Origin of the sequence: Roseateles albus (assembly GCF_028595345.1) — a bacterium.
Taxonomy (GTDB): Bacteria; Pseudomonadota; Gammaproteobacteria; order Burkholderiales; family Burkholderiaceae_C; genus Paucibacter_A; species Paucibacter_A albus.
Genome location: NZ_JAQQXT010000011.1, coordinates 115,232 through 137,577, shown reverse-complemented (window position 1 = coordinate 137,577; position 22,346 = coordinate 115,232). Strand labels below are relative to the sequence as shown.

The 22,346-nt window shown below is 63.4% G+C and carries 28 protein-coding genes; 17 read left to right on the top strand and 11 right to left on the bottom strand.

Annotated features, from left to right (window positions below):
• Positions 1–114 precede the first annotated feature (114 nt).
• From PRZ03_RS17540 to PRZ03_RS17530, 3 genes are read left to right on the top strand one after another with little or no spacing between them, the layout of a single operon-like run.
• Complete coding sequence (locus PRZ03_RS17540) at positions 115–564, top strand: hypothetical protein (RefSeq protein WP_273601520.1); 450 nt, start codon at positions 115–117, stop codon at positions 562–564.
• The gene (locus tag PRZ03_RS17535) at positions 561–2,045 is read left to right on the top strand and encodes an ATPase domain-containing protein (RefSeq protein WP_273601519.1); all 1,485 of its coding nucleotides are present in this window, start codon (positions 561–563) and stop codon (positions 2,043–2,045) included. Before PRZ03_RS17540 ends, PRZ03_RS17535 begins: the two co-directional genes overlap by 4 nt.
• A 44-nt stretch (positions 2,046–2,089) precedes the next feature.
• Positions 2,090–3,748 carry a diguanylate cyclase domain-containing protein gene (locus tag PRZ03_RS17530; RefSeq protein WP_273601518.1) on the top strand — a complete coding sequence of 553 codons (1,659 nt, stop codon included), beginning with the start codon at positions 2,090–2,092 and terminating at the stop codon, positions 3,746–3,748.
• Positions 3,749–3,820: 72 nt separating this feature from the next.
• Here the strand turns inward: PRZ03_RS17530 and PRZ03_RS17525 are convergent, their stop codons facing one another.
• A complete protein-coding gene (locus PRZ03_RS17525; protein WP_263534836.1) occupies positions 3,821–4,054 on the bottom strand; it encodes a glycine zipper 2TM domain-containing protein in 234 nt (77 codons plus the stop codon).
• A gap of 150 nt (positions 4,055–4,204) precedes the next feature.
• On the opposite strand from PRZ03_RS17525, the gene PRZ03_RS17520 reads away from it, so the two are divergent.
• The 5 genes from PRZ03_RS17520 to fumC all read left to right on the top strand — a co-directional run bounded on the left by PRZ03_RS17520 (position 4,205) and on the right by fumC (position 8,831).
• Positions 4,205–4,423: a hypothetical protein gene (locus PRZ03_RS17520; RefSeq protein WP_263534837.1), complete on the top strand. Its 219-nt coding sequence runs from the start codon at positions 4,205–4,207 to the stop codon at positions 4,421–4,423.
• A 33-nt stretch (positions 4,424–4,456) separates the two neighbouring features.
• Positions 4,457–5,341 carry a YihY/virulence factor BrkB family protein gene (locus tag PRZ03_RS17515; protein ID WP_273601517.1) on the top strand — a complete coding sequence of 295 codons (885 nt, stop codon included), beginning with the start codon at positions 4,457–4,459 and terminating at the stop codon, positions 5,339–5,341.
• The gene (locus PRZ03_RS17510; RefSeq protein ID WP_273601516.1) at positions 5,334–6,467 is read left to right on the top strand and encodes an AI-2E family transporter; all 1,134 of its coding nucleotides are present in this window, start codon (positions 5,334–5,336) and stop codon (positions 6,465–6,467) included. The genes PRZ03_RS17515 and PRZ03_RS17510 overlap by 8 nt, the downstream gene beginning before the upstream one ends.
• A gap of 131 nt (positions 6,468–6,598) precedes the next feature.
• Positions 6,599–7,411, top strand: coding sequence for a Crp/Fnr family transcriptional regulator (locus PRZ03_RS17505; RefSeq protein WP_273601515.1), 813 nt, complete (start codon positions 6,599–6,601; stop codon positions 7,409–7,411).
• A gap of 16 nt (positions 7,412–7,427) precedes the next feature.
• Positions 7,428–8,831: a class II fumarate hydratase gene (gene fumC, locus PRZ03_RS17500; protein WP_273601514.1), complete on the top strand. Its 1,404-nt coding sequence runs from the start codon at positions 7,428–7,430 to the stop codon at positions 8,829–8,831.
• A 27-nt stretch (positions 8,832–8,858) separates the two neighbouring features.
• Here fumC and PRZ03_RS17495 read toward each other — a convergent pair whose 3' ends face one another.
• A complete protein-coding gene (locus PRZ03_RS17495) occupies positions 8,859–9,350 on the bottom strand; it encodes a CBS domain-containing protein (RefSeq protein WP_273601513.1) in 492 nt (163 codons plus the stop codon).
• A gap of 84 nt (positions 9,351–9,434) precedes the next feature.
• A complete protein-coding gene (locus PRZ03_RS17490) occupies positions 9,435–9,836 on the bottom strand; it encodes a hypothetical protein (RefSeq protein WP_273601512.1) in 402 nt (133 codons plus the stop codon).
• Between the two features lie 275 nt (positions 9,837–10,111).
• Between PRZ03_RS17490 and PRZ03_RS17485 the strand changes: the two genes are divergently transcribed.
• Positions 10,112–10,489, top strand: coding sequence for a hypothetical protein (locus PRZ03_RS17485; protein ID WP_273601511.1), 378 nt, complete (start codon positions 10,112–10,114; stop codon positions 10,487–10,489).
• 65 nt (positions 10,490–10,554) lie between these two features.
• On the top strand, positions 10,555–10,704 hold the full coding sequence (locus PRZ03_RS17480; RefSeq protein ID WP_273601510.1) for a hypothetical protein: 150 nt from the start codon (positions 10,555–10,557) through the stop codon (positions 10,702–10,704).
• Between the two features lie 28 nt (positions 10,705–10,732).
• Here the strand turns inward: PRZ03_RS17480 and PRZ03_RS17475 are convergent, their stop codons facing one another.
• On the bottom strand, positions 10,733–11,803 hold the full coding sequence (locus PRZ03_RS17475; RefSeq protein ID WP_263534846.1) for a flavodoxin family protein: 1,071 nt from the start codon (positions 11,801–11,803) through the stop codon (positions 10,733–10,735).
• A gap of 33 nt (positions 11,804–11,836) precedes the next feature.
• The gene (locus PRZ03_RS17470) at positions 11,837–12,061 is read right to left on the bottom strand and encodes a hypothetical protein (protein WP_273601509.1); all 225 of its coding nucleotides are present in this window, start codon (positions 12,059–12,061) and stop codon (positions 11,837–11,839) included.
• A 195-nt stretch (positions 12,062–12,256) separates the two neighbouring features.
• On the opposite strand from PRZ03_RS17470, the gene PRZ03_RS17465 reads away from it, so the two are divergent.
• The 6 genes from PRZ03_RS17465 to PRZ03_RS17440 all read left to right on the top strand — a co-directional run bounded on the left by PRZ03_RS17465 (position 12,257) and on the right by PRZ03_RS17440 (position 17,864).
• The gene (locus PRZ03_RS17465) at positions 12,257–12,730 is read left to right on the top strand and encodes a PRC-barrel domain-containing protein (protein ID WP_263534848.1); all 474 of its coding nucleotides are present in this window, start codon (positions 12,257–12,259) and stop codon (positions 12,728–12,730) included.
• An 18-nt stretch (positions 12,731–12,748) separates the two neighbouring features.
• A complete protein-coding gene (locus tag PRZ03_RS17460) occupies positions 12,749–14,476 on the top strand; it encodes an ABC transporter ATP-binding protein/permease (RefSeq protein WP_273601508.1) in 1,728 nt (575 codons plus the stop codon).
• A 103-nt stretch (positions 14,477–14,579) separates the two neighbouring features.
• Positions 14,580–14,864, top strand: a complete 285-nt coding sequence (locus PRZ03_RS17455; protein ID WP_273601507.1) for a hypothetical protein — start codon at positions 14,580–14,582, stop codon at positions 14,862–14,864.
• A gap of 40 nt (positions 14,865–14,904) precedes the next feature.
• Entirely contained in the window at positions 14,905–15,063 is a 159-nt protein-coding gene (locus tag PRZ03_RS17450; RefSeq protein WP_263534851.1) for a DUF3309 domain-containing protein, read from the top strand.
• A 9-nt stretch (positions 15,064–15,072) separates the two neighbouring features.
• Positions 15,073–16,425, top strand: coding sequence for a PQQ-dependent sugar dehydrogenase (locus PRZ03_RS17445; RefSeq protein WP_273601506.1), 1,353 nt, complete (start codon positions 15,073–15,075; stop codon positions 16,423–16,425).
• A gap of 152 nt (positions 16,426–16,577) precedes the next feature.
• Positions 16,578–17,864, top strand: coding sequence for a phospholipase D-like domain-containing protein (locus PRZ03_RS17440; RefSeq protein ID WP_273601504.1), 1,287 nt, complete (start codon positions 16,578–16,580; stop codon positions 17,862–17,864).
• On the opposite strand, the gene PRZ03_RS17435 is transcribed toward PRZ03_RS17440, so the two are convergent.
• The 5 genes from PRZ03_RS17435 to PRZ03_RS17415 all read right to left on the bottom strand — a co-directional run bounded on the left by PRZ03_RS17435 (position 17,852) and on the right by PRZ03_RS17415 (position 20,910).
• The gene (locus tag PRZ03_RS17435; RefSeq protein ID WP_273601503.1) at positions 17,852–18,319 is read right to left on the bottom strand and encodes a hypothetical protein; all 468 of its coding nucleotides are present in this window, start codon (positions 18,317–18,319) and stop codon (positions 17,852–17,854) included. The genes PRZ03_RS17440 and PRZ03_RS17435 overlap by 13 nt on opposite strands.
• A complete protein-coding gene (locus PRZ03_RS17430) occupies positions 18,316–18,732 on the bottom strand; it encodes a hypothetical protein (protein ID WP_273601502.1) in 417 nt (138 codons plus the stop codon). Before PRZ03_RS17430 ends, PRZ03_RS17435 begins: the two co-directional genes overlap by 4 nt.
• A gap of 31 nt (positions 18,733–18,763) precedes the next feature.
• On the bottom strand, positions 18,764–19,141 hold the full coding sequence (locus tag PRZ03_RS17425) for a hypothetical protein (RefSeq protein WP_273601500.1): 378 nt from the start codon (positions 19,139–19,141) through the stop codon (positions 18,764–18,766).
• A gap of 44 nt (positions 19,142–19,185) precedes the next feature.
• On the bottom strand, positions 19,186–19,350 hold the full coding sequence (locus PRZ03_RS17420) for a DUF1328 domain-containing protein (protein WP_263534857.1): 165 nt from the start codon (positions 19,348–19,350) through the stop codon (positions 19,186–19,188).
• A 168-nt stretch (positions 19,351–19,518) separates the two neighbouring features.
• Entirely contained in the window at positions 19,519–20,910 is a 1,392-nt protein-coding gene (locus PRZ03_RS17415) for a CHASE3 domain-containing protein (protein WP_273601498.1), read from the bottom strand.
• A gap of 56 nt (positions 20,911–20,966) precedes the next feature.
• Between PRZ03_RS17415 and PRZ03_RS17410 the strand changes: the two genes are divergently transcribed.
• Positions 20,967–21,599, top strand: coding sequence for a response regulator (locus PRZ03_RS17410; RefSeq protein WP_273601497.1), 633 nt, complete (start codon positions 20,967–20,969; stop codon positions 21,597–21,599).
• Between the two features lie 55 nt (positions 21,600–21,654).
• Here PRZ03_RS17410 and PRZ03_RS17405 read toward each other — a convergent pair whose 3' ends face one another.
• Positions 21,655–22,056, bottom strand: coding sequence for a response regulator transcription factor (locus tag PRZ03_RS17405; protein ID WP_263534860.1), 402 nt, complete (start codon positions 22,054–22,056; stop codon positions 21,655–21,657).
• Positions 22,057–22,346: the final 290 nt, after the last annotated feature.

Sequence of the window (22,346 nt, the reverse complement as noted above, 5' to 3'; positions counted from 1 at the left end):
GCGTACAGATTCCGCTTTGAATGTGCGTTATGGTCAACACTCATTTCAAAACAAGCAGGCAGGCGGACAGACAAGCATGCCTGCCTTTGACTCCTTCAGTGACCCGGCCCAACCATGACAAGTTCAGAGAGCGATCACACCTTGGCATTTCTGGCCGAGCATCTGGACGCAGGCGCCGATGCGGCGCAGATCGCCCGGCTGTTTGGCCGGGTGTGCCAGGAGATCAATCTGGCCCTGGTGCCTATCGTGGGCCAGCGCGGTGTGGCGGCGCTGTTTGCCCGCAGCTTGCAGCTGGGCGCCAAAGCCCACCCCTGGATGAGCGACGCCGGGACGCCCGCTAGCACCGGCAGCGGGCCTGTGCCGGTGAACTTCGATACCGCATCTTTTTGTGCCTTGACCGCAAGGCAAACGCGCCCGGAAGCAGCGGCCGCCGCTTGCCTCTTATTGCAAACTTTTTATGAGCTGCTGGGCAAATTGGTCGGGCGCTCGCTCACCGATCGCCTGCTTCGCACCCCTTGGCTTACTTTTTTGAGCGGTTCGGCCGCGCAGGACAACACGCAATGAGCAGCAAAGTAGCCATCCAACGGTTGACCACGGGCGTGCCGGGCCTGGACCAAGTGCTCGGCGGGGGCTTGCCCGAGTTTTCCTTCAATCTGATCGCCGGCCAGCCCGGCTGCGGCAAGACCACCTTGGCGCACCAGATCATGTTCTCGCTCGCCACCACGCAGCGCCCGGCGATTTACTTCACCGTGCTGGGTGAGCCGCCAATGAAGATGCTGCGCTACCAGCAGCAATTCGACTTCTTTGACAGCGAGTTGATCAACGATTCGGTGCGCTTCATCAATCTGTCCGATGACGCGGCCAATGGTGACCTGGAGCGCGTGCTGGCACGCATCAGCGAGGCGGTCGCTACCTACGAGCCGGGCCTGGTGTTTGTCGACTCGTTTCGCTCGGTCATGGTCGCCAGTGAAGCCAGCGACCACCCTCACAGCCCCACCCACCGGCTGCAGCAGTTCGTGCAGCAACTCGGCATGCTGATGACAAGTTGGCAGGCCACGACCTTTTTGATCGGCGAATACTTCATCGAAACCGATGCCAACCCGGTCTTCACCGTCGCCGACGGCCTGATCTGGCTGCGCCAAAGCGTGCAGCGCAATTCCATGGTGCGCAAGATCGAAATCCTGAAAATGCGCGGGCAGGCCACTCTGCCGGGCTTGCACACCTTCCGGATCAATAACAGCGGCATCAATGTTTTTGCCCCGGCCAGCGCGCCCAGCATGGTCCAGCCCGAACACAAGCCCGGCAGCGCGCCTGCAACCGCAAACCGCGCGCTGCTGGGCGTGCCCAAGCTGGATGAGATGTTGGGCGGCGGTCTGCCGCGCGGCTATTCCTTGCTGGTGGCGGGGCCCTCGGGTTCGGGCAAAAGCATTCTGGCGGCGGCCTTTCTGGCCGAAGGCGCGCGCCTTGGCGAGACCGGTGTGCTGGCGGCCTTCGAGCAGCGGCCCAGCCGATCACAAAACCGCATCATTGCCGACCTGGTGGCCAGCGGCCAAGTCGGCTTGGTCGACAGCCGCGCACCGGACCTATCGATCGACGAGGTGATAGGCCTGCTGCTGCACGAGATTGCGCGGCTGGGGGCGACGCGCGTCGTGATTGATTCCCTGTCCGGCTTCGAGCTGGCGGTGGCGCCGAGCTTCCGCGAGGACTTCCGCGAGTCCTTGGCCCGCCTGGTGCTGGCCATGGCAGGGGCCGGCGTGACGATCTTGATGACCTCCGAGCTGGAGGATCGCTACACCGATCTGCGCTTCAGCCCCTATGGCACCGCCTTCCTGACCGACGCCATCATCGTGCAGCGCTATATCGAGATCGACAGCCGCCTGCGCCGCATGCTGGCCGTCGTCAAGGTGCGCGCGAGCGCTCATTCCGACGAGTTGCGCGAGTTTCATATCGATGACGGCGGCCTGCAAATTGGCGACACCTTGGCCGAACAAGAAGGCTTGCTCGGCGGCCGACCCCGCCAAAAAATCAGCCCGCTCAACGCCTGACGCTCAAGCAAGCAAAAGCCGCCGTGGACGCCCTTCACTCCCCCATGACACCGCCTGTGGCCAAAGCCGAGCAGGAGCTGACTCACATCACCGAGCGCGTCGAAGCGATGCGAGCAGTCTTGGTGCGGCTGCTGCAAGACGTGGTGCGGGCGGAGAGCTTTCTCGAACAAAATCAAAGTGTGCAGCTGCTGGAAGCTAACGAGCAATTGGTACTGACTTCGCTGGGGGCACAGGTCGCCAGCGAGTCGGCCCTGCAAGCGCTGGAAGAAGCGGCGCGCGCCAGTGGGCTGGACCCCTTGACGCAGTTGGCCAACCGCAGCTTGGCTTTTGACCGCCTCGAGCGGGCCATTGCGCACGCCAAGCGCCAGGGCACGCAACTGGCCCTGCTGTTCGTGGACCTGGACAAGTTCAAGCAGATCAATGATTCCAAGGGCCATGCCGTCGGCGATCAGGTCTTGCAGCAGGTGGCCAATTGTCTGTTGTCGGCGGTGCGGGAGTCGGACACGGTCAGCCGCCATGGCGGCGATGAGTTCCTGATCCTGCTGGACGATTTGCCACAGGTCAATGACGCCTTGGGCGTGGCCGAAAAGCTCAAAGATATGTTGCAGCTCGCGCGGACCGCGAACGACAACTGGGGCGAGCTGAGTGCCAGCATTGGCATCAGCATCTACCCGCGCGACGCTGGCACGGCCGATGCCCTGATCGCCTGCGCCGACCTCGCCATGTATATGGCCAAGCGCCAAGGACCGGGCGGGATTTCATTTTTTGTCGATGACGCCGACCCCCTGGAGTTGTCTCCGCCGGTGCCGCAGGGCAGCGCTCAAGGGCCGACAGAACCCGCCATGCGGGCGCTGCAGCGTCATTCGGCCGAGCTGGCTCGTGAGCTGGTCAAGCAGGAGCAAAGGCATTTGTTGTTGCGGGAGGCGAACGAGCAGTTGGTGCTGGCCAGCCTCAGCGCGCAAGACCTGCAGGCCGCTGCGGCCGCCGCGCAGGAGCGCAACAGCGAGTTCATGGTCGGTGTGGCGGCCGAGTTGAACGATCCGATGTCGCCGATCCGCATCGCCATGGCGGCGCTGGGTCGCCCGCCGGATGCCACGCCACTGCTGCCGCATGCGAGCAATTTGATGGCGCTGCAGGCCACCTTGATTCGCGGCTTTGTCAGCGATTTGCTGCAACAGGAGCAAGCAGCACCGCCAACTGACGCAGACAAAGCCAGGCTGCTGCTGATGCTGGAGCCGCTGGATCTGGCGGCCCTGCTCGACCATTGCGCTCAAGAATGCCAGCCGCTGCTGGCCCGCCGCGAACAGCAGCTGCAGTTTGAGCCGGCGATCAAAACAGCGCCAACGCTGTGGGTGCAGGGCGACGCCTTGCGCCTGAGCCAGGTGCTGAGCAATTTACTCAGCAATGCAAGCCGCTACTCCCATCGGGGCGGCCTAATTCAACTCAGCTTGCAGCGCTTGGATGCCCAAGCGGTGATCAGCGTCACCGATGCCGGCATCGGCATCAGCCCACAGGCCTTGCAGAGGATTTTCGAGCCCTTTGGGCGCGAATTCCATGCGGTGGGCGTGTATGGCGAGGCCTTGGGGCTGGGCCTGACGGCGGTGCGCGAGATCGTCGAAGCGCATGGCGGCACGGTACGGGCCAGCAGCGCCGGCGTGGGGCTGGGCAGCCAGTTCATGGTGACCCTGCCGCTGTCGGCCTGAGCCCGGACCCGGGCCAGGACCCGGACCCGGCTCCGGCCCTGGCTCCGTTCGCTTGCCCTGTTACTTCTACGTCTACTTTTCCTTCTTCTTGTCCTTTTCGATCTCGTGGCCGATAACGCCGCCGACGACCGCACCGCCAACCGTAGCCGCCGCGCTGCCGCCGGTCAAGACCGCGCCACCGGCCGCGCCGATGCCGGCGCCAATCACCATGCTTTTGTCATGTTCGGACATGCCGGCACAGGCGCCGAGCGCAAGCAGCAAAGCCGCGCTAAGGGTAGTCCGGGTCAAGCCTTGGATTGAAATCATATGGGTAGCCTCTTCTTAGGTTGAAAGACATGCTCAGCCTGGGCCGTCGGGTCGCCGCCGTCTGTGTGCTGGCGCACGGACAGCCGCCCCTGCGCCCCCTAATCTGCAGGCCAACGAGTCCCAAAACTTTTCAAAAAAGGCAATGCAGCGATGAACACAATCAAACTGGGCGCCCTGGCGCTGATAGTGGCGGGGCTCTTGGGCCTGGGTTATGGGGGTTTCAGCTATACCGAGCGCAGCCAGCCCGTCAAGCTGGGGCCGATTGCCCTGACGGTGGACGAAACCCATTCGGTCAATGTGCCGGTCTGGGCCGGTTTGGGCGCCATCCTGCTGGGCGCCGTCTTGCTGGTGTTTGGCAGCAAGCGCTAGGCCTTGGCGGGCGGCACCAAGCTCCCCCGGTTCATGCAAACCGTCGATCCGCGCCTGTTGATGGTGCTGCGGCACCCCGCCGCTTTCGGTCTCAGGGCCTTGCGCAATTTTCATCGCAACCAGGGCCTGTTGCTGGCCGGCGCGGTGGCCTATTACGCGCTGCTGTCGCTGGTGCCCATGCTGATCCTGCTGGTGATCGCGCTGTCGCAGGTGATCAACGAAGCAGAGCTGCTGCTCACCTTGGGCCGTTATCTCGAGTGGTTGGTGCCGGGGCAGGCGCCGGCGTTGGTCGGCGAGCTGGCGCATTTTCTGGACCACAGGCAAGTCATTGGCTGGGCGCTACTGTTGACCATGCTGTTCTCCAGCTCGCTCGCCTTCACCGTGCTGGAGAGTGCGATGTCGGTGATCTTTTTGCACCGCGTGGTGGTGCGGCGGCGGCGCTGGATGATTTCGGCGCTGATTCCCTACGCCTACATCCTCTGCCTGGGCTTAGGCCTGCTGCTCGTCACCTTGATGACGGGCAGCCTGCAGGCCATGGGCGAGGGCGAGATCGAACTGCTGGGCCACGACTGGTCGCTTGGCCGGCCCGCCACCGCCCTGCTCTATCTGCTGGGCCTGATCGGTGAGGTGGCGGTGCTGACCTCGATCTATATGGTGATGCCGGTGGGCCGGCTGTCGCTCAAGCATGCGCTGTTCGGCGCGGTGGTGGCGGCCTGCTTGTGGGAGGTCTCGCGCCGGCTGCTGGTCTGGTACTTCAGCACGCTGGCGCAGATCGGCCTGGTCTATGGCTCGCTGACCACGGCCATCGCCGTGCTGCTGAGCCTGGAGCTGGCGGCTAGCTTGCTCTTGCTGGGCGCGCAGGTGATCGCCGAATTCGAGCGACTTCCCATCCCCAAAATACAAAACAAGCATGACTGAAATGCCCCGGACGCCCAAGCCGCGCCTGCACATCCCCGCCAACGCCGGCAATACCTCACTGGTCATCCTGGCCGCGCTGGCCTTGCTGTTCGCCTTGCGCTGGGCCAGCTCGGTGCTGGTGCCGCTGACCTTGGGCCTGATGTTCAGCTATGCCTTAACGCCCATGGTCGACGGGCTGCAACGCCGCTGCCACCTGCCGCGCGTGCTCGGCGCCGCCTTGCTGCTGCTGAGCCTAGGCGGCAGCCTGGTCTGGACCGCCTACAAGTTCAGCGATGACGCCGTGCAGCTGCTGGAGTCGCTGCCGGAGGTGTCGAAGAAAGTGCAGAGCGCCGTGCGCGCGCACCGCAGCCCGGATGAGTCCACCATCGGCAAGGTGCAAAGGGCGGCGGCGGAGATCGAGCAGGCCGCGCAGCAAAGCGGCCCGCCTGCGCCGGCCCCCGGCCGCGGCGTCACGCGCGTGCGTATCGAGCGGCCGCAATTCAATCTGCAGGACTATCTCTGGAGCGGCACCTTGGGGCTGGCGGCCAGCCTGGGCCAAGCGTTGGTGGTGAGCTTCATCACCTTCTTCTTGCTGGTGTCAGGCCAGACTTTTCGGCGCAAGATGGTCAAAATCGCCGGACCCAGCTTTGCCAGGCGGCGTGTCATGATGCAAGCGCTCAACGAGGTCAACGGGCAAATACAGCGTTATTTGCTGGTACAGCTCTTCACCAGCGTCGTGGCCGGGCTGGCGGTCTGGATTTCGTTCAGCTGGCTTGGCATGGAGTACGCGGGGGTTTGGGGCCTGCTGGCCTTTGGGCTCGATTTCATTCCCTATATCGGCGCCATCATCTTGGCCGTGACGGCCAGCCTCGTCGGCTTTGTGCAGTTCGGCGCGGTCGATATGGCTTTGGCGGTGGGCGTGACGGTGATGACCATCCATATGCTCTCGGGCAATTTGCTCTCGCCCTGGCTGATGAGCCGAGCCGCCAGGATGAACCCGGTGGCGATCTTCGTCGGCCTGCTCTTGTTCGCTTGGCTCTGGGGCTTGTGGGGCTTGCTGCTGGGTGTACCCGTGCTGACCGTGGTCAAGGCCATCTGCGACCGGGTCGACCCGCTGCAGCCGATTGGCGAATTGCTGGGGAGCTGACAGTCCCATCGCGGGCAAGCGAATAGCCGCGCTATGTAACGTAGCGCACAGACGGCGCCTGCCCGCAGACCTAGTCTTCACCCTGGACACCCCACGCAGCCCACGCAGCCCACGCAGCCCAGGAAAAAGCCATGCACAAGGCACAAGAAGCACTCATGATCGACGCGCGCCCGCGCCTGCTCAAGGCTGAGCCGGGCACAGCCGGGCTGAGCGGCGCGCAGGCCATTTACCCGCGCGACAAGGGCGCCGGCGCCAGAAGCGACGAAATTGCCCGGGTGTTGAGCTTGCTGCTGAAGCACCTGCCAGTGCGTCGCCGGCTGGTGCATGCGGGCGATCTGATCTTTGAAGCCGGTCAGCCCTTCAATCATCTCTATGTGATCAATTCGGGCTATGTGAAGGTCGTCAACACGGCCGCCGACGGCCGCAACCAAGTCGTCGGCCTGCTGTTTCGGGGCGACTGGCTAGGGTTTGACGGCATTGCCACGGGCTGCTACGGCTGCACGGCGCAGGCGCTGGAGATCGGCGAAATCTGGGCTTGGCGCTATGACCAGCTGCTGAGCGCGGCCGCCGCAGAGCCTCAGTTGCTGCATGAGCTGCACAGCGAGATGAGCCGCGCCATCACGCGCGGGCGGGATGCCCTGCTGTCTGTTTGCACGCTGCCGGTGGCGGCGCGGGTCGCCGAGTTCTTGCGCCAATGGGCCGAATCCTTGGCCGCCAGAGGGCTGCGCAATGACCAGATCATCTTGCGCATGTCGCGCGCCGAGATCGGCAACTACCTGGGCATGACCTTGGAGTCGGTCAGCCGCGCGCTGTCGAGCCTGGCCCGCGCGCGCGTGATCTGTTTCACCGAAAAGGGCCGGCGCATGATTCAGATTCCCGACCTGCAGGCCTTGAACGATTTCATTCAAGCCGATGCTCAAGCGCCCGGCGCGATTCTGCAGTGAAGCCCGGAGCTACGCGATGAGGCCGACCCGCAGCGAAACCGATAGCTTCGGCACATTGGAAGTGCCGGCCGACGCGCTCTGGGGTGCCCAGACCGCGCGCAGCCTGCTGTTCTTCAATATCGGCCAACAAGAAGGCCAGCGCATGCCGCTGGCATTGATCCATGCGCTGGCCTGGATCAAATGGGCGGCAGCCCTGGTCAACCGGGATCTGGGCCTGCTGGACGCGGTCGAGGCGCAGGCGATCGCGGCGGCCGCGCGTGAGGTGGTCAGCGGCGTGCATGACGGGCAGTTCCCGCTGTCCGTCTGGCAAACCGGCTCGGGCACGCAAAGCCATATGAATGTCAACGAGGTGATCGCCAATCTGGCCTCGCAAGCCTTGGGCGGCGGCTTGGGCGAGCAGCGCTCCATCCACCCGAACGACCATGTCAATCTCGGCCAATCCTCCAATGATGTTTTCCCCAGCGCCATGCACCTCGCGCTGGCTCTGCAGGCCAAACAGCGCCTGCTGCCGGCGCTGAGCGAACTGCAGGCGGCGCTGTTGAACAAATCCGATGCCTGGGCCGGGCTGATCAAGATTGGCCGCACCCATTTGCAAGACGCAACGCCGGTGACGCTGGGCCAGGAGTTTGGAGGCTATGCCACGCAGCTGCAGCTGTGCGAGGGCCATCTGCGTTATGCGCTGCAAGCGGTGCATCGGCTGGCGATTGGCGGCACGGCGGTCGGCACCGGGCTGAACACCCATGCGGAGTTCGGTCCAAGGGTAGCCCTGTTGCTCGCTCAGCAAACGGGGCTGCCGCTGACGCAGGCCAGCAATCTTTTCGCTGCGATGGCCGGCCATGAGGCCTTGGTCGGCCTGCATGCCGGGCTGAAGATGCTGGCCATCGCCTTGACCAAGATTGGCGGCGACATCCGCCTGATGGGCAGCGGCCCGCGCGCCGGCCTGGGCGAGTTGCTGCTGCCGGCCAACGAGCCGGGCAGCTCCATCATGCCGGGCAAAGTCAACCCCACGCAGATCGAAGCGCTGACCATGGTCTGCGCCCAGGTGATGGGCCATGACGCGGCGATTGGCTTCGCCTCCTCGCAGGGGCAGTTCGAGTTGAATGTCTACAAGCCCTTGCTCATCCTGAACTGCCTGGACAGCCTGAGCCTGCTCAGCGACGCGATGCGCAGCTTCACCCAGCATTGCGTGCAGGGCCTGGAAGCCAACCCTGAGCGCATCGAGGGTTTGCTGCAATCCTCGCTGATGCTGGTGACCGCCTTGGTCCCGCATATCGGCTACGACCAAGCGGCGGCTATCGCCAAACAAGCCCATCAAAGCGGGTCGACGCTGCGTGCAGCGGCCTTCGCACTGGGCAGCGTCACAGCAGAAGACTTCGACATCTGGGTCGATCCGACCCAGATGTTGGCACCGCGTCAGTAAGGACTTATTCAAAGACCAGCTGCTCTTTCATTGGTAGCCGATTCCCATCACATAACTGCGCAGCAGCTCCTCCTCATGGTTGCCTGCCTGCAGCAGCGCGCGCAGCCCGTCGCGCATATTCACCACGCCAAGTGGCCTGTTGTCTGCGTCGACCAGCAAGACATGGATCAAGCCCTGTTTGTGCATCATGGTCAGGACATCGGGCAGCAAATCCTGCAGCCCACAAGACCTGATGTCTCGCGTCATCACGGCATCTGCGCGCGTGCTGAAGAAATCGGCCCGCCCCATGCCGAGCTGCTTGACCAACATGGTTTCGGTAATGATGCCCAGCACTTCGCCGGTCTCGCTGCACACCACCACCACACTGATCTGAGCGCTCGACAGCAGCGCGGCCACGTTGACCAGATGGGCGTCAACAGGCACGGTCAACAGACGCGAACGGGCGACCGCCTGGATGGCGCTGACCGCTGGCTGGGCCACGCTGCGCGTCGCCTCCGGCTTGAGTTCGGGGTCATTCATGGTGAATCCTTTCAAACGGAAGAGGCCGGCCTGGGTATGTTTTCATCCAGCTCATGACCGAAACCAAAACATTGGCGAGACTGACTACAACAACTCTTCAACCGTCAGCCTGCGGTAATGCACGGCCACAGTCGCATCGCAACTGCGTGCGATGGCGGCAGCCTCAGCCGCGTGCTCGGCGCTCTTCACCTTGACCAAGAGCCAGCGGTAGCCTTCCTTGCTCAGTTTGACGTAGCGGCGAAGCAGGGTGATTTCATAGCCAAAGCCGGCCATGGCGCCGGCCTTGTCAGCCATCGCTTCCAGTTCCACCTCGGTGTCGCTGGGAGCGAAATGCAGCACGGCAGCGCTGGGCCATTCAGCGGCCTGCAAGGCTTTGCTCAAGCTTTCGGCGAGCGCCTGTGTCGGCAGGCCGACCATCAGCCAGCCCACGGGTTTGAAGGCACCAAAGGAGGTCGGCACTTGCTCGACGGTGGTGAGACTGCTCATGGTGCGGCCCTCATTGGCGGCTGAACGAGAGAAGAGCCTCGCCAGCAGTAGCAAGGCCTGCGGGCCATTCGGGTGGGGTGAGTCGGTGCATGGGGTACTCCATTGGACAAATGCTAAGTGAGGCCGGGCGAATCGGGGGCTCGTTGCTCACAGCTTGCGAGCCGGCAGATCGCCGGTCTGTTCGCTACACCACAGACGTCGGCACTCGGGTGACCCTATAAAGCTATCGAAGGCTGCAAACCAGCTGCCACTACACGCCAGACGAAAGGAACTCCATGCATCACCCGTTGAAGCTGACCGGTCTAGGCCTCCTGGCCCTGCTGCTGTGCGCTTGTGAAAGAACGCCGCCCGTGCCGCTCAGGCCAGCCGAGCCGCAAATTCGGCCCGCAAGTAGCGAGTTAGTCGCGCAGAGCGCAAGCGGCGTATCGAACCCGTCGGTGCCGGCGGCCGATACCGTACTCGGCGCAATGGGCGCAATGGGCGTCACGGGCGCGCCCGCCACGGCCACCAAGCCCGAACCCACTGCGGGCCGCTTCAACGGCAGTATGAGCCGGGCGCAGGAATCCAGCGCAATGCCGATGCCGGGTCAAGCCAACGACCACTCCGCTCCGCCGACACCGCCCAAAGCATCCAGCGGCCCGCGCCGCGACTAAGCCCCAGCCGGCCTACGACCCAACTCAAACCAGCCCAGAAGGAATTCATGATGGATACCAACACAATGCCCCCTCAGCCACCGGCCGACTTGCCGCCCAACTTCGAGCCCCTTGACTTGCCCGCCGAGCCCGTCGAGCCCGGCGATTTGCCCGTCCAACCCGATCAAGGCGCTATGCCCACGCATATCCCGGGCGACCCCGAGGCCAGCGCCTGAGCGCAGCAGGGCAACAAGCCAAGACCCCTCACTTGGGGCGCGGCTTGCTGGTGCGTTGATCGGGCTGAGCCAGCTGCCCGGCGCGCAGCTGCTTGACGGCCTGCACGACGGTGCGGGCCACATTGCGCGCCTCCTCTTGCACCGCCTTGTCCCGGTCCAGCGCCTCATGGCTGTTGTAGTAGGGCTCGAAATAGCCGATATAGCGATCCAGCTTGGCGCTGGGGCCGCTGCCTATCAGTCCCATCCATTCCAGCCAATCACATAGGCTGCGCCGATGATCCTCAATGCCGGCCACATCGCCATGCACGACCACGCCATAGGCTCGGCCGGCCAGATGCTTGGGATAGCTCCAGCCTTGCTGCTCGATGCGCTTGGCTTCGGCGACACGCTTGCCATGGGTGGTGGTCGGGTCGGGGTTGCCGCCATCGGCCGAAACCATGCGGTCAATCATCAGCTTGAGCGGGCTGGGCGACTGGTACCAATAGGTCGGCGCCAGGATGATGACCCCATGGGCCGCCACCCAGCGTTCGTATATTTCGGCCATCCAGTCGTCGGCCTGGTCTAGCGCGTGGTTGGGGTAGCAGCTGCAAGGCCAATGGCAGAGCGGCATCGCGCTCGACACGCAACCCTTGCAGGGGTGGATCGTGCGACCGTACTCGGACGTCACCAGGCTCAGGTCCAGCACGTCAGCCTGCAGCCCGGCCTGTTCGACCACGTCTTGCACCATGCCGGTCAGGCGCCAGGTTTTTGAGACCTCGCCGGGGCAAGTGCCGTCATTGCGCGCGCTGCCGCAGATCAGCAGCAGCCGGCCCGGCGCTTTGCTGTCGCTCCAACGCTTTTGCGCCGCTTGCAGGCGCTGCTGGGTGTCCAACCACTGCACCGAGATCTGGTAGCTCGGATCGGCGAAGTTGCGGCCGGCCGCCTGGGTGATGGGCGCCTTGCGGCCGTCTTGCAATGCCGCCCACGCGATCTCCTCCAGCCGGGCGATGGCCGCATATTCGCCGTCGAAAGCGGGGTCGTAGAAACGCCCCTTGAAGCGCTCGCTGAACTGCGCGCGCGTCAGCGGCAATGGGGCTTGGCCGGTTCTGATCTTGGTCATATGAACTCCCGTTTCTTGAGCCTCGTGCCGGTCTTAGCCAGCAGGTGCTGCGTCAATTTGAATGGCTTTGCTGGCCACATAGCGCTTGTAGTCACCCAGCGGCAGGGCGGCGCTGCCGTGCGAATCAGCGTCGGTCCAGCTGATGGTCACATCAAGTGTTGACTCTTCGACCTCGCATGGACCTTTGCGTATCGTGATGTTGGCGCCGTCGCCTTCTCGGTATTCGACGAGGCCCGTGATGCGTGCTTTCTGACTCATGGCAACTCCTGTGTATGGCTTGGGGCAGCACCTTTCGGTGGAGCTGAGCTCATCCTGCGAGCAGGCCGGCGCAGCGTCCGTGCGCTGGCGCACAGTGCCAGCGCTGCACTTGCCCTAACTTAGCGGCAAGGCGTTGTTTTTCTCGTTGCGGCGCTTGAGTTGAACCCCTAATGAGTTACCCACATGGAGTATCAGATGAACTACGAAGAACGCGACACCTACGGCATCTACCGCACAAATAACGGTACAGGCACCGACCTCAACACGCAGGGCATCGGCGGCTTCGACCCCGAAATTCATCAAGGCCCCGGCCCCCGCCTGATGGGCGCCAACACCTTGATTGGCAATGACGTCTGCAACCAAGAGGGCGAGGACCTGGGCGACATCAAAGAAATCATGCTGGACGTCAGCAGCGGCCGCATCAGCTACGCCGTACTGTCCTTTGGCGGCTTTCTGAGCCTGGGCGAGAAGCTTTTTGCCGTGCCCTGGAGCGCCCTCACGCTCGACACCGTGAACAAGCGCTTCACGCTCAATATCGACAAGACGCGCCTGGAAGGCGCACCCGGCTTTGACAAGGACAAGTGGCCGAATATGGCCGATTCCGAATGGGCGCTAGGCATCCATGCTTTTTATGGCACCCATCCACATGGCGACACTTTAATGAACTGAAGCGGCGCCCAAGCGACCATGCAAAGCGACGCCGCACCTGGTTTCAACGCTCGACTGTGGCGCCGCTTCTTAGCCATCGCGCGGCCCTATTGGCGCAGCGAGCAGCGCTGGCGGGCAGCCAGCCTGCTGGCGCTCTTGATCGTCTTGCTGCTTGGGCAGACCGCCTTCAACGTCTTGTTCAATCACGAAACGGGCGAGTTCACCTCGGCGCTGGCGGCGCGCGACGCCGAGCGCTTTTGGAGCGCGATTGGGCGCTACACCGCGATTCTGGTTGGCGCCGTGCCCATCTATGCCTTGTATTTTTATGTACGCGACACCCTGGGCCTGCGCTGGCGGCGCTGGTTGACCGACCATTTTCTTGCGCGCTACTTTGACCAGCGCGCCTATTACCGCCTGACCGCGGCCTCCGGCATCGACAACCCGGACCAACGCATCGCCGAAGACATCAACGCCTTCACGCAGCAGTCGCTGTATTTCTCGATGATCGTGATCGGCTCGGTGATGCAGCTGATCGCCTTTGCCAGCGTGCTGTGGGCTATCTCGCAAGGTTTGGTTTACTTCTTGGTGGGCTACGCCATCGTCAGCACCTGGTTTGCCGGCTCGGTGTTCGGCCGGCGTTTGATCGCGCTGAACTTTCGCCAACTGCAGCGCGAGGCCGACTTTCGCTACAACCTGGTGCGGGTGCGAGAGCATGCCGAGCCAATCGCCTTTCACGACGGCGAAGCACGCGAGATGGCCGCCTTGCAGCGCGTTTTCGAGGCGCTGTATGGCAACTTTCTGAAGGTGCTGCGCTGGCAGTTCAAACTCAATCTATTCCAGTACGCACACAGTTTTCTGACCGCCGTGCTGCCTATCGTGATCATTGCGCACGAGGTCTTGGCCGGCGAGCTTGAGGTGGGCCGGGCGATCCAGGCGGCCGGCGCCTTTGTGGCCATCCTGAGCGCATTGACCGTGATCGTCGACCACTTCGAAAGCTTGAGCCGCTTCTCGGCCGGCGTCGACCGCCTGCACGCCTTCGCCGCCGCGCTGGATCAGCAGTCCGAAGCCTTGCAGCGCAGCCCCGACGATGGCGTGCAGCAAATCATCACCCAACCCGCCTTTGGACTGAGCGTCGACAAGTTGACGGTGCTGACCCCTAACCGCGAGCATTTGCTGATCCAGAGCCTGGCCCTGAGCGTCAAGCCGGGCGAGGGGCTGTTGATCGCCGGCGCCAGCGGCTCGGGCAAGAGCTCACTCTTGCGCGTCATCGCCGGCCTGTGGACGACCGGCTCGGGCCAGGTGCTGCGCCCGGCCGGAGCGGACATGCTGTTCCTGCCCCAGCAGCCCTATTTGCCGCTGGGCAATCTGCGCGATCAGCTGATCTACCCGCAGTTTGAGCGCGCCATTTCCGACTCCGAGTTGCTGCGCTGGCTGGAGCGCGTCAACCTGCCACTGCTGGCCGACCGCTTTGGCGGGCTCAGCGCTGAGGCCGACTGGGGCCGCGTGCTGTCGGTCGGCGAGCAGCAGCGCCTGGCCTTTGCCCGCGCCTTGCTCGCCAAGCCGCGCTACTTGCTGCTGGACGAATCGACCAGCGCGCTCGATGCCGCCAACGAGGCGCAACTCTACGGCCAGTTGGCCGATCTGAGCATCACGCCAATCAGCGTCAGCCATCACGCCAGCCTGCTGCGCCACCACACCCAGGTGCTGGCCTTGCCGGGCGACGGCAGTTGGAGCCTGCATGCGGCGCAAGGCTATGCCTGGCAATGAGCGAAAAAGACTAGGCCACTGTGTTCGCTAACGCACGGAGTCCCCGGCGCTGCAAGCTTAGGCTGCAGCTCTTCTCTATCTAAAACAAGCCTTAAGGAATGCCATGAAGAACTCACTCTTGATTGCCTCGCTGTTGATGTCTCTGGGCCTTGCGGCCTGCGAGAAGCCGACCGTCGTCAATATGCCGCCCGCCGCCACGCCGGTGCCCGGCCCTGCCGGCCCAACAGGCGCCACCGGCCCACAGGGCGCCAGCGGTGCGCAAGGCAATACCGGCAACCAAGGCAATACGGGCTATACCGGCGACCAAGGTGCACAGGGAGCCACGGGCAAGACCGGCGGCAACACGGTGATCGTGGTCACGCCGCCTGCATCCGGCGCGCAGAACTGACCCCCTCCCCTTACTTCCCCTCACCCTTCAGGAGAACACCATGAGCTTAGGCACGATACTTTTGATCGTTTTGATTTTGATGTTGATCGGCTCCTTTCCTAGCTGGCCACACAGCCGCGGCTGGGGTTACGGGCCCAGCGGCGGCCTGGGCTTCGTGGTGCTGATCATCGTGATCTTGCTGTTCATGGGCCGTATCTAAGACCTTGGTATGCGCGCGGCTGCTTGGTCACTTGCAGGGCTTGGCCTGGGCCTGACTTGCGCTTTGGCGCTGTGCGCCTGCGGCGATCTGGCCGGCCAGCCACTGGCTGCCGGGAGTGGTGCGCGCCCCTTGTTGCCGGAACCGGTGACGAGCTGGGTGCCAACGGTTCATATTGCACCCGCCATTGGGTGGCCTGCGGGCGCTGCGCCTGTCGCAGCGTCGGGCCTGCAAGTAAAAGCTTTTGCGCGCGGACTCGAGCACCCACGCAATCTGCTCTTACTGCCCAATGGCGACGTGCTGGTGGCCGAAAGCAACGCGCCGCCCAAACAGGACAAAGACCTGGGTCCGCTCGAAAGCCTGAAGGCCTGGGTGATGGGCTTGGTGATGCAGCGTGCCGGAGCCGGCGTGCCCAGCGCCAACCGCATCACCCTGCTGCGGGACAGCGATGGCGACGGCGTTGCCGATGTCCGGACCGTGCTGCTGCAAGGCCTGCATTCGCCCTTCGGCATGGCCTTGATCGGCGCGGATCTGTATATAGCCAATACCGATGCGCTACTCAAATTCCCCTACCGGGCCGGTGATACCGAGATCCGAAGTGCGGGCAGCCTGGTGCTTGCCCTGCCGGCCGGCAAGATCAACCACCACTGGACCAAAAACCTAATTGTGAGCCCGGACGGTTCGCGGCTCTACATCACTGTGGGCTCCAACAGCAATGTGGGCGAGCGCGGCATGGCCGCCGAGCTGGGCCGGGCCGCCATTTGGGAGTTGACGCTGAAGACGGGTGTCAGCCGCGTCTTTGCCACCGGCTTGCGCAACCCCAATGGCATGGCCTGGGCGACGCGGAGTTCAGGCGAAGTAGTCTTGTGGACCGTGGTCAACGAGCGTGATGAGCTCGGCAACGATCTGGTGCCTGACTATCTCACCTCGGTCCAGGACGCGGCCTTCTACGGCTGGCCCTTCAGCTATTTTGGCCAGCATGTGGATGCTCGGGTGCAACCGCCCGCGCCCGAGCAGGTGGCGCGCGCCATAGTGCCCGACTACGCGCTGGGCGCACACACCGCGCCATTGGGCTTGGCCGCAGCGGCGGGCAACAGCCTGCCTGCCAGGTTTGCCGAAGGCATGTTCATCGGCCAGCATGGCTCCTGGAACCGGCGCCCGCACAGCGGCTACAAGGTGGTGTTTGTGCCCTTTGCGCAGGGGCAGGCCATGGACGGACCCTGGCTTGATGTGTTGACTGGATTTCTCAGCGACACGGGCCAAGCGTTTGGCCGCCCGGTCGGCGTGGCGCTTGATCAGCGCGGTGCCTTGCTGGTGGCCGATGACGTGGGCAATGTGATCTGGCGCGTCAGCGCGCGCCCTTGAAGGCGGCACCGGCCATGAGGCAAGCGAGGCGACCTTGGACATGGCTTGCGCTCATCGTGCTGGGCCTGCTTGGTGTGCTGAGTCTGGCCTGTTGCTCTGGCCTGCCCACGCTCACCCCCGAGCTCTCACGCCGAGCCCGGCCACCACCCCAGGTGAACGGCCCCACCGGGCCCCTGTCGGCGACACAGGCCAAGGCGGTCTTGCTGCGCCTGAGCGGCCAGGGCCAGCAAACCGGCATTTTTGAACGCCATCTGGCCTTGGAAGAAGCCATCACCGGCAGCCCCTTGAGCGCCGGCAACTCGGTTCAACTGCTGCAAGACGGGCCAGCCACTTACCGAGCGATGTATGCGGCGATCTTGGCAGCCCAGGATCACATCAATATGGAAACCTACATCCTCGACGACGATGAGGTCGGCCAGCGTTTTGCGCAGGCCTTGATCGCCAAGCAGGCCGAGGGCGTGCAGGTCAATTTGCTGCACGACAGCGCCGGCACCATGGCCACGCCAAGCGCCTTCTTCGAGCGCCTGAGCGCGGCAGGCATCCAGGTGCTTGAATTCAACCCACTCAACCCGATCGATGCCTTGGGCAGCAATGGCGAGTGGGCCCTCAACCAGCGCGATCACCGCAAGCTGCTGGTGGTGGATGGCCGCATCGCCTTCCTGGGCGGCATCAATATCAGCAGCGTCTATTCAGGCGGCTCCTTCAAATCGGGCTCACGCGCGGTCAAGAAAGCTAACGCCAAAACTGGTCTGGCCTGGCGTGACACCGATCTGCAATTGCAGGGTCCGGTGGTGGCCGATCTGCAGCGGCTCTTCATGGCCAGCTGGGCGGCGCAAAATGGCCCGGCACTGGCGGGCAAAAAGTACTACCCGCCGCTGCCGGCGATGGGCCGGGAAGTGGTGCGCGCGATCGGCAGCTCGCCGGATGAGCCCTTCAGCCTGATCTACGCCACCCTGCTGTCGGCAATTGCCAGCGCCGAAACCACGGTCCATCTGAGCAATGCCTACTTCGTTCCTGACCCGCAATTGCTGAAGGCACTGAGCGATGCAGCCGAGCGTGGCGTTGACGTCAAGCTGATACTGCCCGGACAGACAGACTCCTGGCTGGTGCTGCAAGCCGGTCACGCCAGCTACGCGCCGCTATTGCGCGCGGGGGTCAAGATCTTCGAGCGCCAAGGCGCCATCATGCACGCCAAAACCGCGTCGATAGACGGCGTCTGGTCAAGCATTGGCTCGACCAATCTCGACTGGCGCAGCTTCTTGCACAACCAGGAGCTGAACGCGGTGGTGCTGGGTGCTGACTTTGGCGGGCAGATGCGCAAGCAATTCGATCGCGACCTGCTGGCCTCCACTCAGATCAGCTGGGCGATGTGGCAGCAGCGGCCTTGGTCGGCGCGGCTGCAAGAGTGGTTTGCCAATGTATGGGCTTACTGGTTGTGAGGCCTGCGCTCGGGAGCAGCCGCAGGGGCTGCTTGAGCAGGCGCGGCTGATGCTTGCGTCATCGCGCCAAAAGCGGCCAAACAAGACTCCAAGGAGGCGCCGCTGAGCGCCTTGGACAAGAGCTGTTGAGCCAAGCCCGCCAGCAAGGCCGGCTTGACCAAGCGCCAGGGCCGCGCCCACACCAACAGCCCGCCGAGCAGCGCTGCGCCACAAACAAGGGCGATCGGATGGCGACGGGCCAAGGGCAGCAAGCTGGCATTGACCGCAGCCGCCAGTGGCTGCTGGCGCCACCAAGTTTTGCTCAGCTCAAATAACAAGGCAGCCCCAGGCAATGACTTCAAGCCTGAAAAGTAGCCCCCGCCGCTGCCCTCGCCAGCAGGCCGCGCGCGCAAGCTATTGCCCAAAATCTCCCGCGACACAGCCAGGCGCGCCAGTGCTGTCGAAGGCGGCTTCATAGCTTGCCGCCCGCAGCAGCAACTGCCGACACTTGGGCGCCCACCAACATGGCTCGGTCGCTCGCCAATTGATGGCGCAAGTTCACGAACATTGCGCCATCGCTGCTACGCGATGCAGCCGCAGCGCGCCAGCAGTACAGCGCCAACACCAGCGGCGGCAATGGCACGCACAAGAGCAGCCATGCAGCGTGGATCTGCGCCGGCGGCGTCACCGCCCACAGCAGCAGCGCCACGCCGCCAAGGCCAACACCCAGGGCGACGCTGCACGTCAGCACCGCATGCAGCACAAATCGCCGCCGCAGTGCCTGCTTGGCCTGCCCGAATTCATCGCCGAACAAGTCGGCATAGGCTTGCGCATGCTCGGCAAGTGCTTGCGGCTGTGTGGAAAACAAATGAAGCAGCGCGTGCAGCATGAGGCGGGCCTTCGAGCAATGCCGACGGTGATCAGCCGCGCGTGCGATTCAGCAGGCTGACCAAGGCCATCAGCGCAGCGCCGGTGGCCGCAGCCATCAACACCGACTTGACCGGCTCGGCGCGGATGTAATGCGTGGTGTTGGCACCAGCGCGCGCCGCTTGGTCGCGCAGTCGCATCGACTGGTCCCGCAGTGCATCGACGGTGTTGTGGGCGAAGTTGCTCGCCCGGTCGCTGGCCTGGTGCAAGATTGGCGAAGCTTGGTCGCGCAATTCCTGCACGCCGCCGGCCAAGCCGTCAAGCGCTTCCTGTGCCAGCACTTGGGTCGCATGCAGCGCTTGCTCGGCTGCGCTGCCGGCGTGATCCATGCTGCTGTTGGAGGGGATTGAAGTCTTGCTGCTACCGAACATGATGGTTCCTTTGTGTAATGAGGCAAGTGAGCTTGGTTAAAGCGTTAGTTCTTTGAGATCAAGCCGAACAAAAAGCTGGCAATCGCCAGCACGGCGAACACCACAAACAAGATCTTGGCGATGCCGACGGCACTGGCCGCGATGCCGCCAAAGCCAAACAGAGCGGCGATCAAGGCGATCACGAAGAAGACGACGGCGTAGTGCAGCATGGTGAACTCCTATCGAGCCGCATGGTGGGCTGGGTGTTTGAGGGGGCGCAGCCTTGAGGCTGCGGCTTGCTCTCAGTGTCTGCCCTGCTGCGCGTGCAAGCGATAGGCGCCCCGGCTGAAGCGGGGTCGGACGATCCAGCTGCAGCCTGTAGGACGAGGCCTTGTTGGCTAAGCCTTGGGTGGCTCGGTGCTGCCCTGAACCGGCAGCTGAAGTTGGATCGAAGTACCTTGACCCGGCTGCGATATCACCGTCAAGCGCCCTCCTTCGGCCTCGATACGCACGCGCATGCCCAGCAAGCCGTAGGCCGTACGAGACGTTTCATCGGCATCAAAGCCGACGCCGTCGTCCCGCAGCGACACTGTCACCCAGCCTGCGTCCTGCTTCATGCTGACCCATAGCTGGCTGGCCTGGGCATATTTCGAAATGTTCGTGATGGCCTCTTGCATCACCCGGTAGACGACGATCTCGGTGCTGCTGGCGAGCGTGACCGGCTGCAAATCGCAATGCGCCTGCACGCCGGTGGCTTCGGTGAATTCGTTCACCAGGATTTCCAAGGTTGGCACCAGGCCCAGATTGCTCAAGGTCGACGGCCGCAAGTCCTCGATGATGGTGCGGCCCAGGGCGATGCTGGCGTTGAGCGTGCCGACCAAATGCGTCAGCCGCTCCAAGGCCTCGCTGACCCCGGGCGCGCCGGGCACGGCCGTGGCGGTCTGAGAAAGCCGCGATTTGATGCGCGCCGCGTCCAGCTTGGCCGAGGTCAGTAGCGCGCCCAGCTCATCGTGCAAATCGCGGGCCAAGCGGCCACGCTCATCTTCGCGGGCGGTCAGCAAATGTTGGGTCAGCTCGGTCATCATCAGCGTGCTGATGCCGGCCTCGTCTTTGAGCTGGTCACGATCGTCTTGCAACGTGCGCCTGGAATCCAGCGTCCTTTGTTTCAGGATCAGGGCTTGGCGCAGATACAAAAACAGCGCCAGCAAGCACACTGCAGTCAGCGTCGCCAGCCCGATACGGTTGATGAGCAGCGTTCTAGCCAGCGACGCTTGTTCCGAAGCCGTACGCTCGGTCTCAATCTGCAACAGCTCTGCGACATTGGCGCGAAACTCGTCCATATGGTCCTTGCCGACGCCGCTCTTGACCAGCAAGCTCGCCTGCTCGCTCTGACCAGCATCGGTCAAACGGATGCCCTGAGCAAGCACGTTTTGCTTGGCATCGAAGTGCAGTTGGGTGTCGGCCAGCAGCGCGACGTAGGCGGGATCACGGACAAAAGCCAAGCCGAGTTCCCGCATGCCTTCCTTGCTCGCCGCCAGGCCGCGCTCATAGGGCTCCAGATAGGCCTTGTCGGCCGTCAGCAAATAGCTTCGCTGGTTGGTTTCAGCGTCCAGCAGGCCGACCAGCATCATGCGGGTGGTCATCCGGATTCTCGTCATCACGGCCAATTCCTCCAAGCTGGACGTGGCCCGGAAATAGGAGCTTTCACTGAGAAAGATAAGCGCCACCGTCGCTGCACAGGCCAAAGGGAAGACCAAGGGACTGCGCTTCGCAACGGATAGAAAATTCATTGGCTGCCTTGGCGGGAAATCGTGGGATCATGGCCCACAGGAGCCCCGTCACACACATGATTCGAATTGCTATTGTTGATGACCATGCCATCGTGCGAGCCGGCCTGCGCCAGTTTTTCGGCGACCAGATTGACTTCCAGGTCGTGGCCGAGGCCGCCACCGGCCGCGAGGCGATGGAAATCGTGCGCAAGGGGGAGGTCGACGTGATCTTGCTCGATATCTCCATGCCCGACCAAAGCGGCGTCGATGCCCTCGCCGCCATCAAGGCGCGAGCGCCCGAGCTGCCGGTTTTGATCTTGAGCGGCTTTCCCGAGACGCATTACGCCACCACTTTGTTGCGCCAAGGCGCCAGCGGTTACTTGAACAAGGACTGTGACCCCGAGGAAATCGTGCGCGCCATCCGCACCGTGGTGCGTGGGCGCAAATACATCAGCGCCGGCGTGGCCGAACAACTGGCCAATGGGCTCAGCAGCGGCGGCGACCGGCCCATGCATGAGAGTTTGTCCGAGCGCGAGCTGCAGGTGTTTTTGCGCCTGGCCAAGGGCGAGACGATTGGCCATATGGCGGACAGCATGTCGCTCAGCGTCAAGACGGTCAGCACCTATCGAACGCGCGTGATGGAAAAAATGAATCTGGCCTCCAACAGCGACCTGACCTATTACGCCTTGAAAAACGGCTTGATTCAGTGACTTGAGCGGGCCGCTGCGAGCGCGCCCGCCGCGCTGCGAATCGACGCTGAGCATCTCAGCCCAGCCCACCGGCACCGGTATCGCCGGCCGCTAAGCGGCAGCAATAGTCCAGCAGATCATCGATTTCATGGGACTTGTCGAAAACCCGCGCCGCCCCTAACTCCAGGCATTTGCGGCGCATTTCGGTGGTGGCGTAGTTACTCAAGACCACCATGGTGCGGCGACCGGGCATGGCGGCCAAGGCGCGCAGCACGCCTATGCCTGAGCCCTGCTTCAAGAAAATATCGACGATCGCCAGATCAAAGCTGTGCGCGTTGTGGCTCATCCATTGCACGGCGGAGCTTTCATCTTCGGCCGTGCCAACGACTTCAATCGGACCGAGCTCTTCCAAAGTCGCAATCAAGTTCTCGCGGATGACCGGGCTGTCTTCGACGATGTAAGTCTTGAGCTTGGCCATAGCGCGTGCGAGTTCGGATGGATCAGGGGCCGAGCGTTCAGCAATCATTTGTGGTGGGCAACGCTCGGCGGGGTTCTGTCAAACCCCGCTGACCTGGAGTCATTCTTGGACACCCCGAGTGTGCCAGCAAAAGCGCCCGCACCGCAGTCCGCTGCGGCGCGGCTGCATGTAGGACAAGGCCTACATGCAGCCCTGTGCGGAGTTGTAGGACGGCAACTACATCCGCCCAAGCCCCAGTCCGCTTCACGCCGAAGAACTATCTCCAGACACTGACGATGCCGCTTAAATTT

Bases quoted from the DNA above. Each gene is read 5' to 3' on its own strand.
- PRZ03_RS17470 (WP_273601509.1), bottom strand. From the start codon at position 12,061: ATGAGTCAGAAAGCACGCATCACGGGCCTCGTCGAATACCGAGAAGGC.
- PRZ03_RS17480 (WP_273601510.1), top strand. From the start codon at position 10,555: ATGCCCCCTCAGCCACCGGCCGACTTGCCGCCCAACTTCGAGCCCCTT.
- PRZ03_RS17435 (WP_273601503.1), bottom strand. From the start codon at position 18,319: ATGAAGCCGCCTTCGACAGCACTGGCGCGCCTGGCTGTGTCGCGGGAG.
- PRZ03_RS17530 (WP_273601518.1), top strand. From the start codon at position 2,090: ATGACACCGCCTGTGGCCAAAGCCGAGCAGGAGCTGACTCACATCACC.
- PRZ03_RS17455 (WP_273601507.1), top strand. From the start codon at position 14,580: ATGAAGAACTCACTCTTGATTGCCTCGCTGTTGATGTCTCTGGGCCTT.
- PRZ03_RS17495 (WP_273601513.1), bottom strand. From the start codon at position 9,350: ATGAATGACCCCGAACTCAAGCCGGAGGCGACGCGCAGCGTGGCCCAG.
- PRZ03_RS17490 (WP_273601512.1), bottom strand. From the start codon at position 9,836: ATGAGCAGTCTCACCACCGTCGAGCAAGTGCCGACCTCCTTTGGTGCC.
- PRZ03_RS17510 (WP_273601516.1), top strand. From the start codon at position 5,334: ATGACTGAAATGCCCCGGACGCCCAAGCCGCGCCTGCACATCCCCGCC.
- PRZ03_RS17535 (WP_273601519.1), top strand. From the start codon at position 561: ATGAGCAGCAAAGTAGCCATCCAACGGTTGACCACGGGCGTGCCGGGC.
- PRZ03_RS17420 (WP_263534857.1), bottom strand. From the start codon at position 19,350: ATGCTGCACTACGCCGTCGTCTTCTTCGTGATCGCCTTGATCGCCGCT.
- PRZ03_RS17445 (WP_273601506.1), top strand. From the start codon at position 15,073: ATGCGCGCGGCTGCTTGGTCACTTGCAGGGCTTGGCCTGGGCCTGACT.
- PRZ03_RS17485 (WP_273601511.1), top strand. From the start codon at position 10,112: ATGCATCACCCGTTGAAGCTGACCGGTCTAGGCCTCCTGGCCCTGCTG.
- PRZ03_RS17410 (WP_273601497.1), top strand. From the start codon at position 20,967: ATGATTCGAATTGCTATTGTTGATGACCATGCCATCGTGCGAGCCGGC.
- PRZ03_RS17520 (WP_263534837.1), top strand. From the start codon at position 4,205: ATGAACACAATCAAACTGGGCGCCCTGGCGCTGATAGTGGCGGGGCTC.
- PRZ03_RS17405 (WP_263534860.1), bottom strand. From the start codon at position 22,056: ATGGCCAAGCTCAAGACTTACATCGTCGAAGACAGCCCGGTCATCCGC.
- PRZ03_RS17430 (WP_273601502.1), bottom strand. From the start codon at position 18,732: ATGCTGCACGCGCTGCTTCATTTGTTTTCCACACAGCCGCAAGCACTT.
- PRZ03_RS17525 (WP_263534836.1), bottom strand. From the start codon at position 4,054: ATGATTTCAATCCAAGGCTTGACCCGGACTACCCTTAGCGCGGCTTTG.
- PRZ03_RS17505 (WP_273601515.1), top strand. From the start codon at position 6,599: ATGCACAAGGCACAAGAAGCACTCATGATCGACGCGCGCCCGCGCCTG.
- PRZ03_RS17415 (WP_273601498.1), bottom strand. From the start codon at position 20,910: ATGAATTTTCTATCCGTTGCGAAGCGCAGTCCCTTGGTCTTCCCTTTG.
- PRZ03_RS17425 (WP_273601500.1), bottom strand. From the start codon at position 19,141: ATGTTCGGTAGCAGCAAGACTTCAATCCCCTCCAACAGCAGCATGGAT.
- fumC (WP_273601514.1), top strand. From the start codon at position 7,428: ATGAGGCCGACCCGCAGCGAAACCGATAGCTTCGGCACATTGGAAGTG.
- PRZ03_RS17540 (WP_273601520.1), top strand. From the start codon at position 115: ATGACAAGTTCAGAGAGCGATCACACCTTGGCATTTCTGGCCGAGCAT.
- PRZ03_RS17475 (WP_263534846.1), bottom strand. From the start codon at position 11,803: ATGACCAAGATCAGAACCGGCCAAGCCCCATTGCCGCTGACGCGCGCG.
- PRZ03_RS17515 (WP_273601517.1), top strand. From the start codon at position 4,457: ATGCAAACCGTCGATCCGCGCCTGTTGATGGTGCTGCGGCACCCCGCC.
- PRZ03_RS17460 (WP_273601508.1), top strand. From the start codon at position 12,749: ATGCAAAGCGACGCCGCACCTGGTTTCAACGCTCGACTGTGGCGCCGC.
- PRZ03_RS17465 (WP_263534848.1), top strand. From the start codon at position 12,257: ATGAACTACGAAGAACGCGACACCTACGGCATCTACCGCACAAATAAC.
- PRZ03_RS17450 (WP_263534851.1), top strand. From the start codon at position 14,905: ATGAGCTTAGGCACGATACTTTTGATCGTTTTGATTTTGATGTTGATC.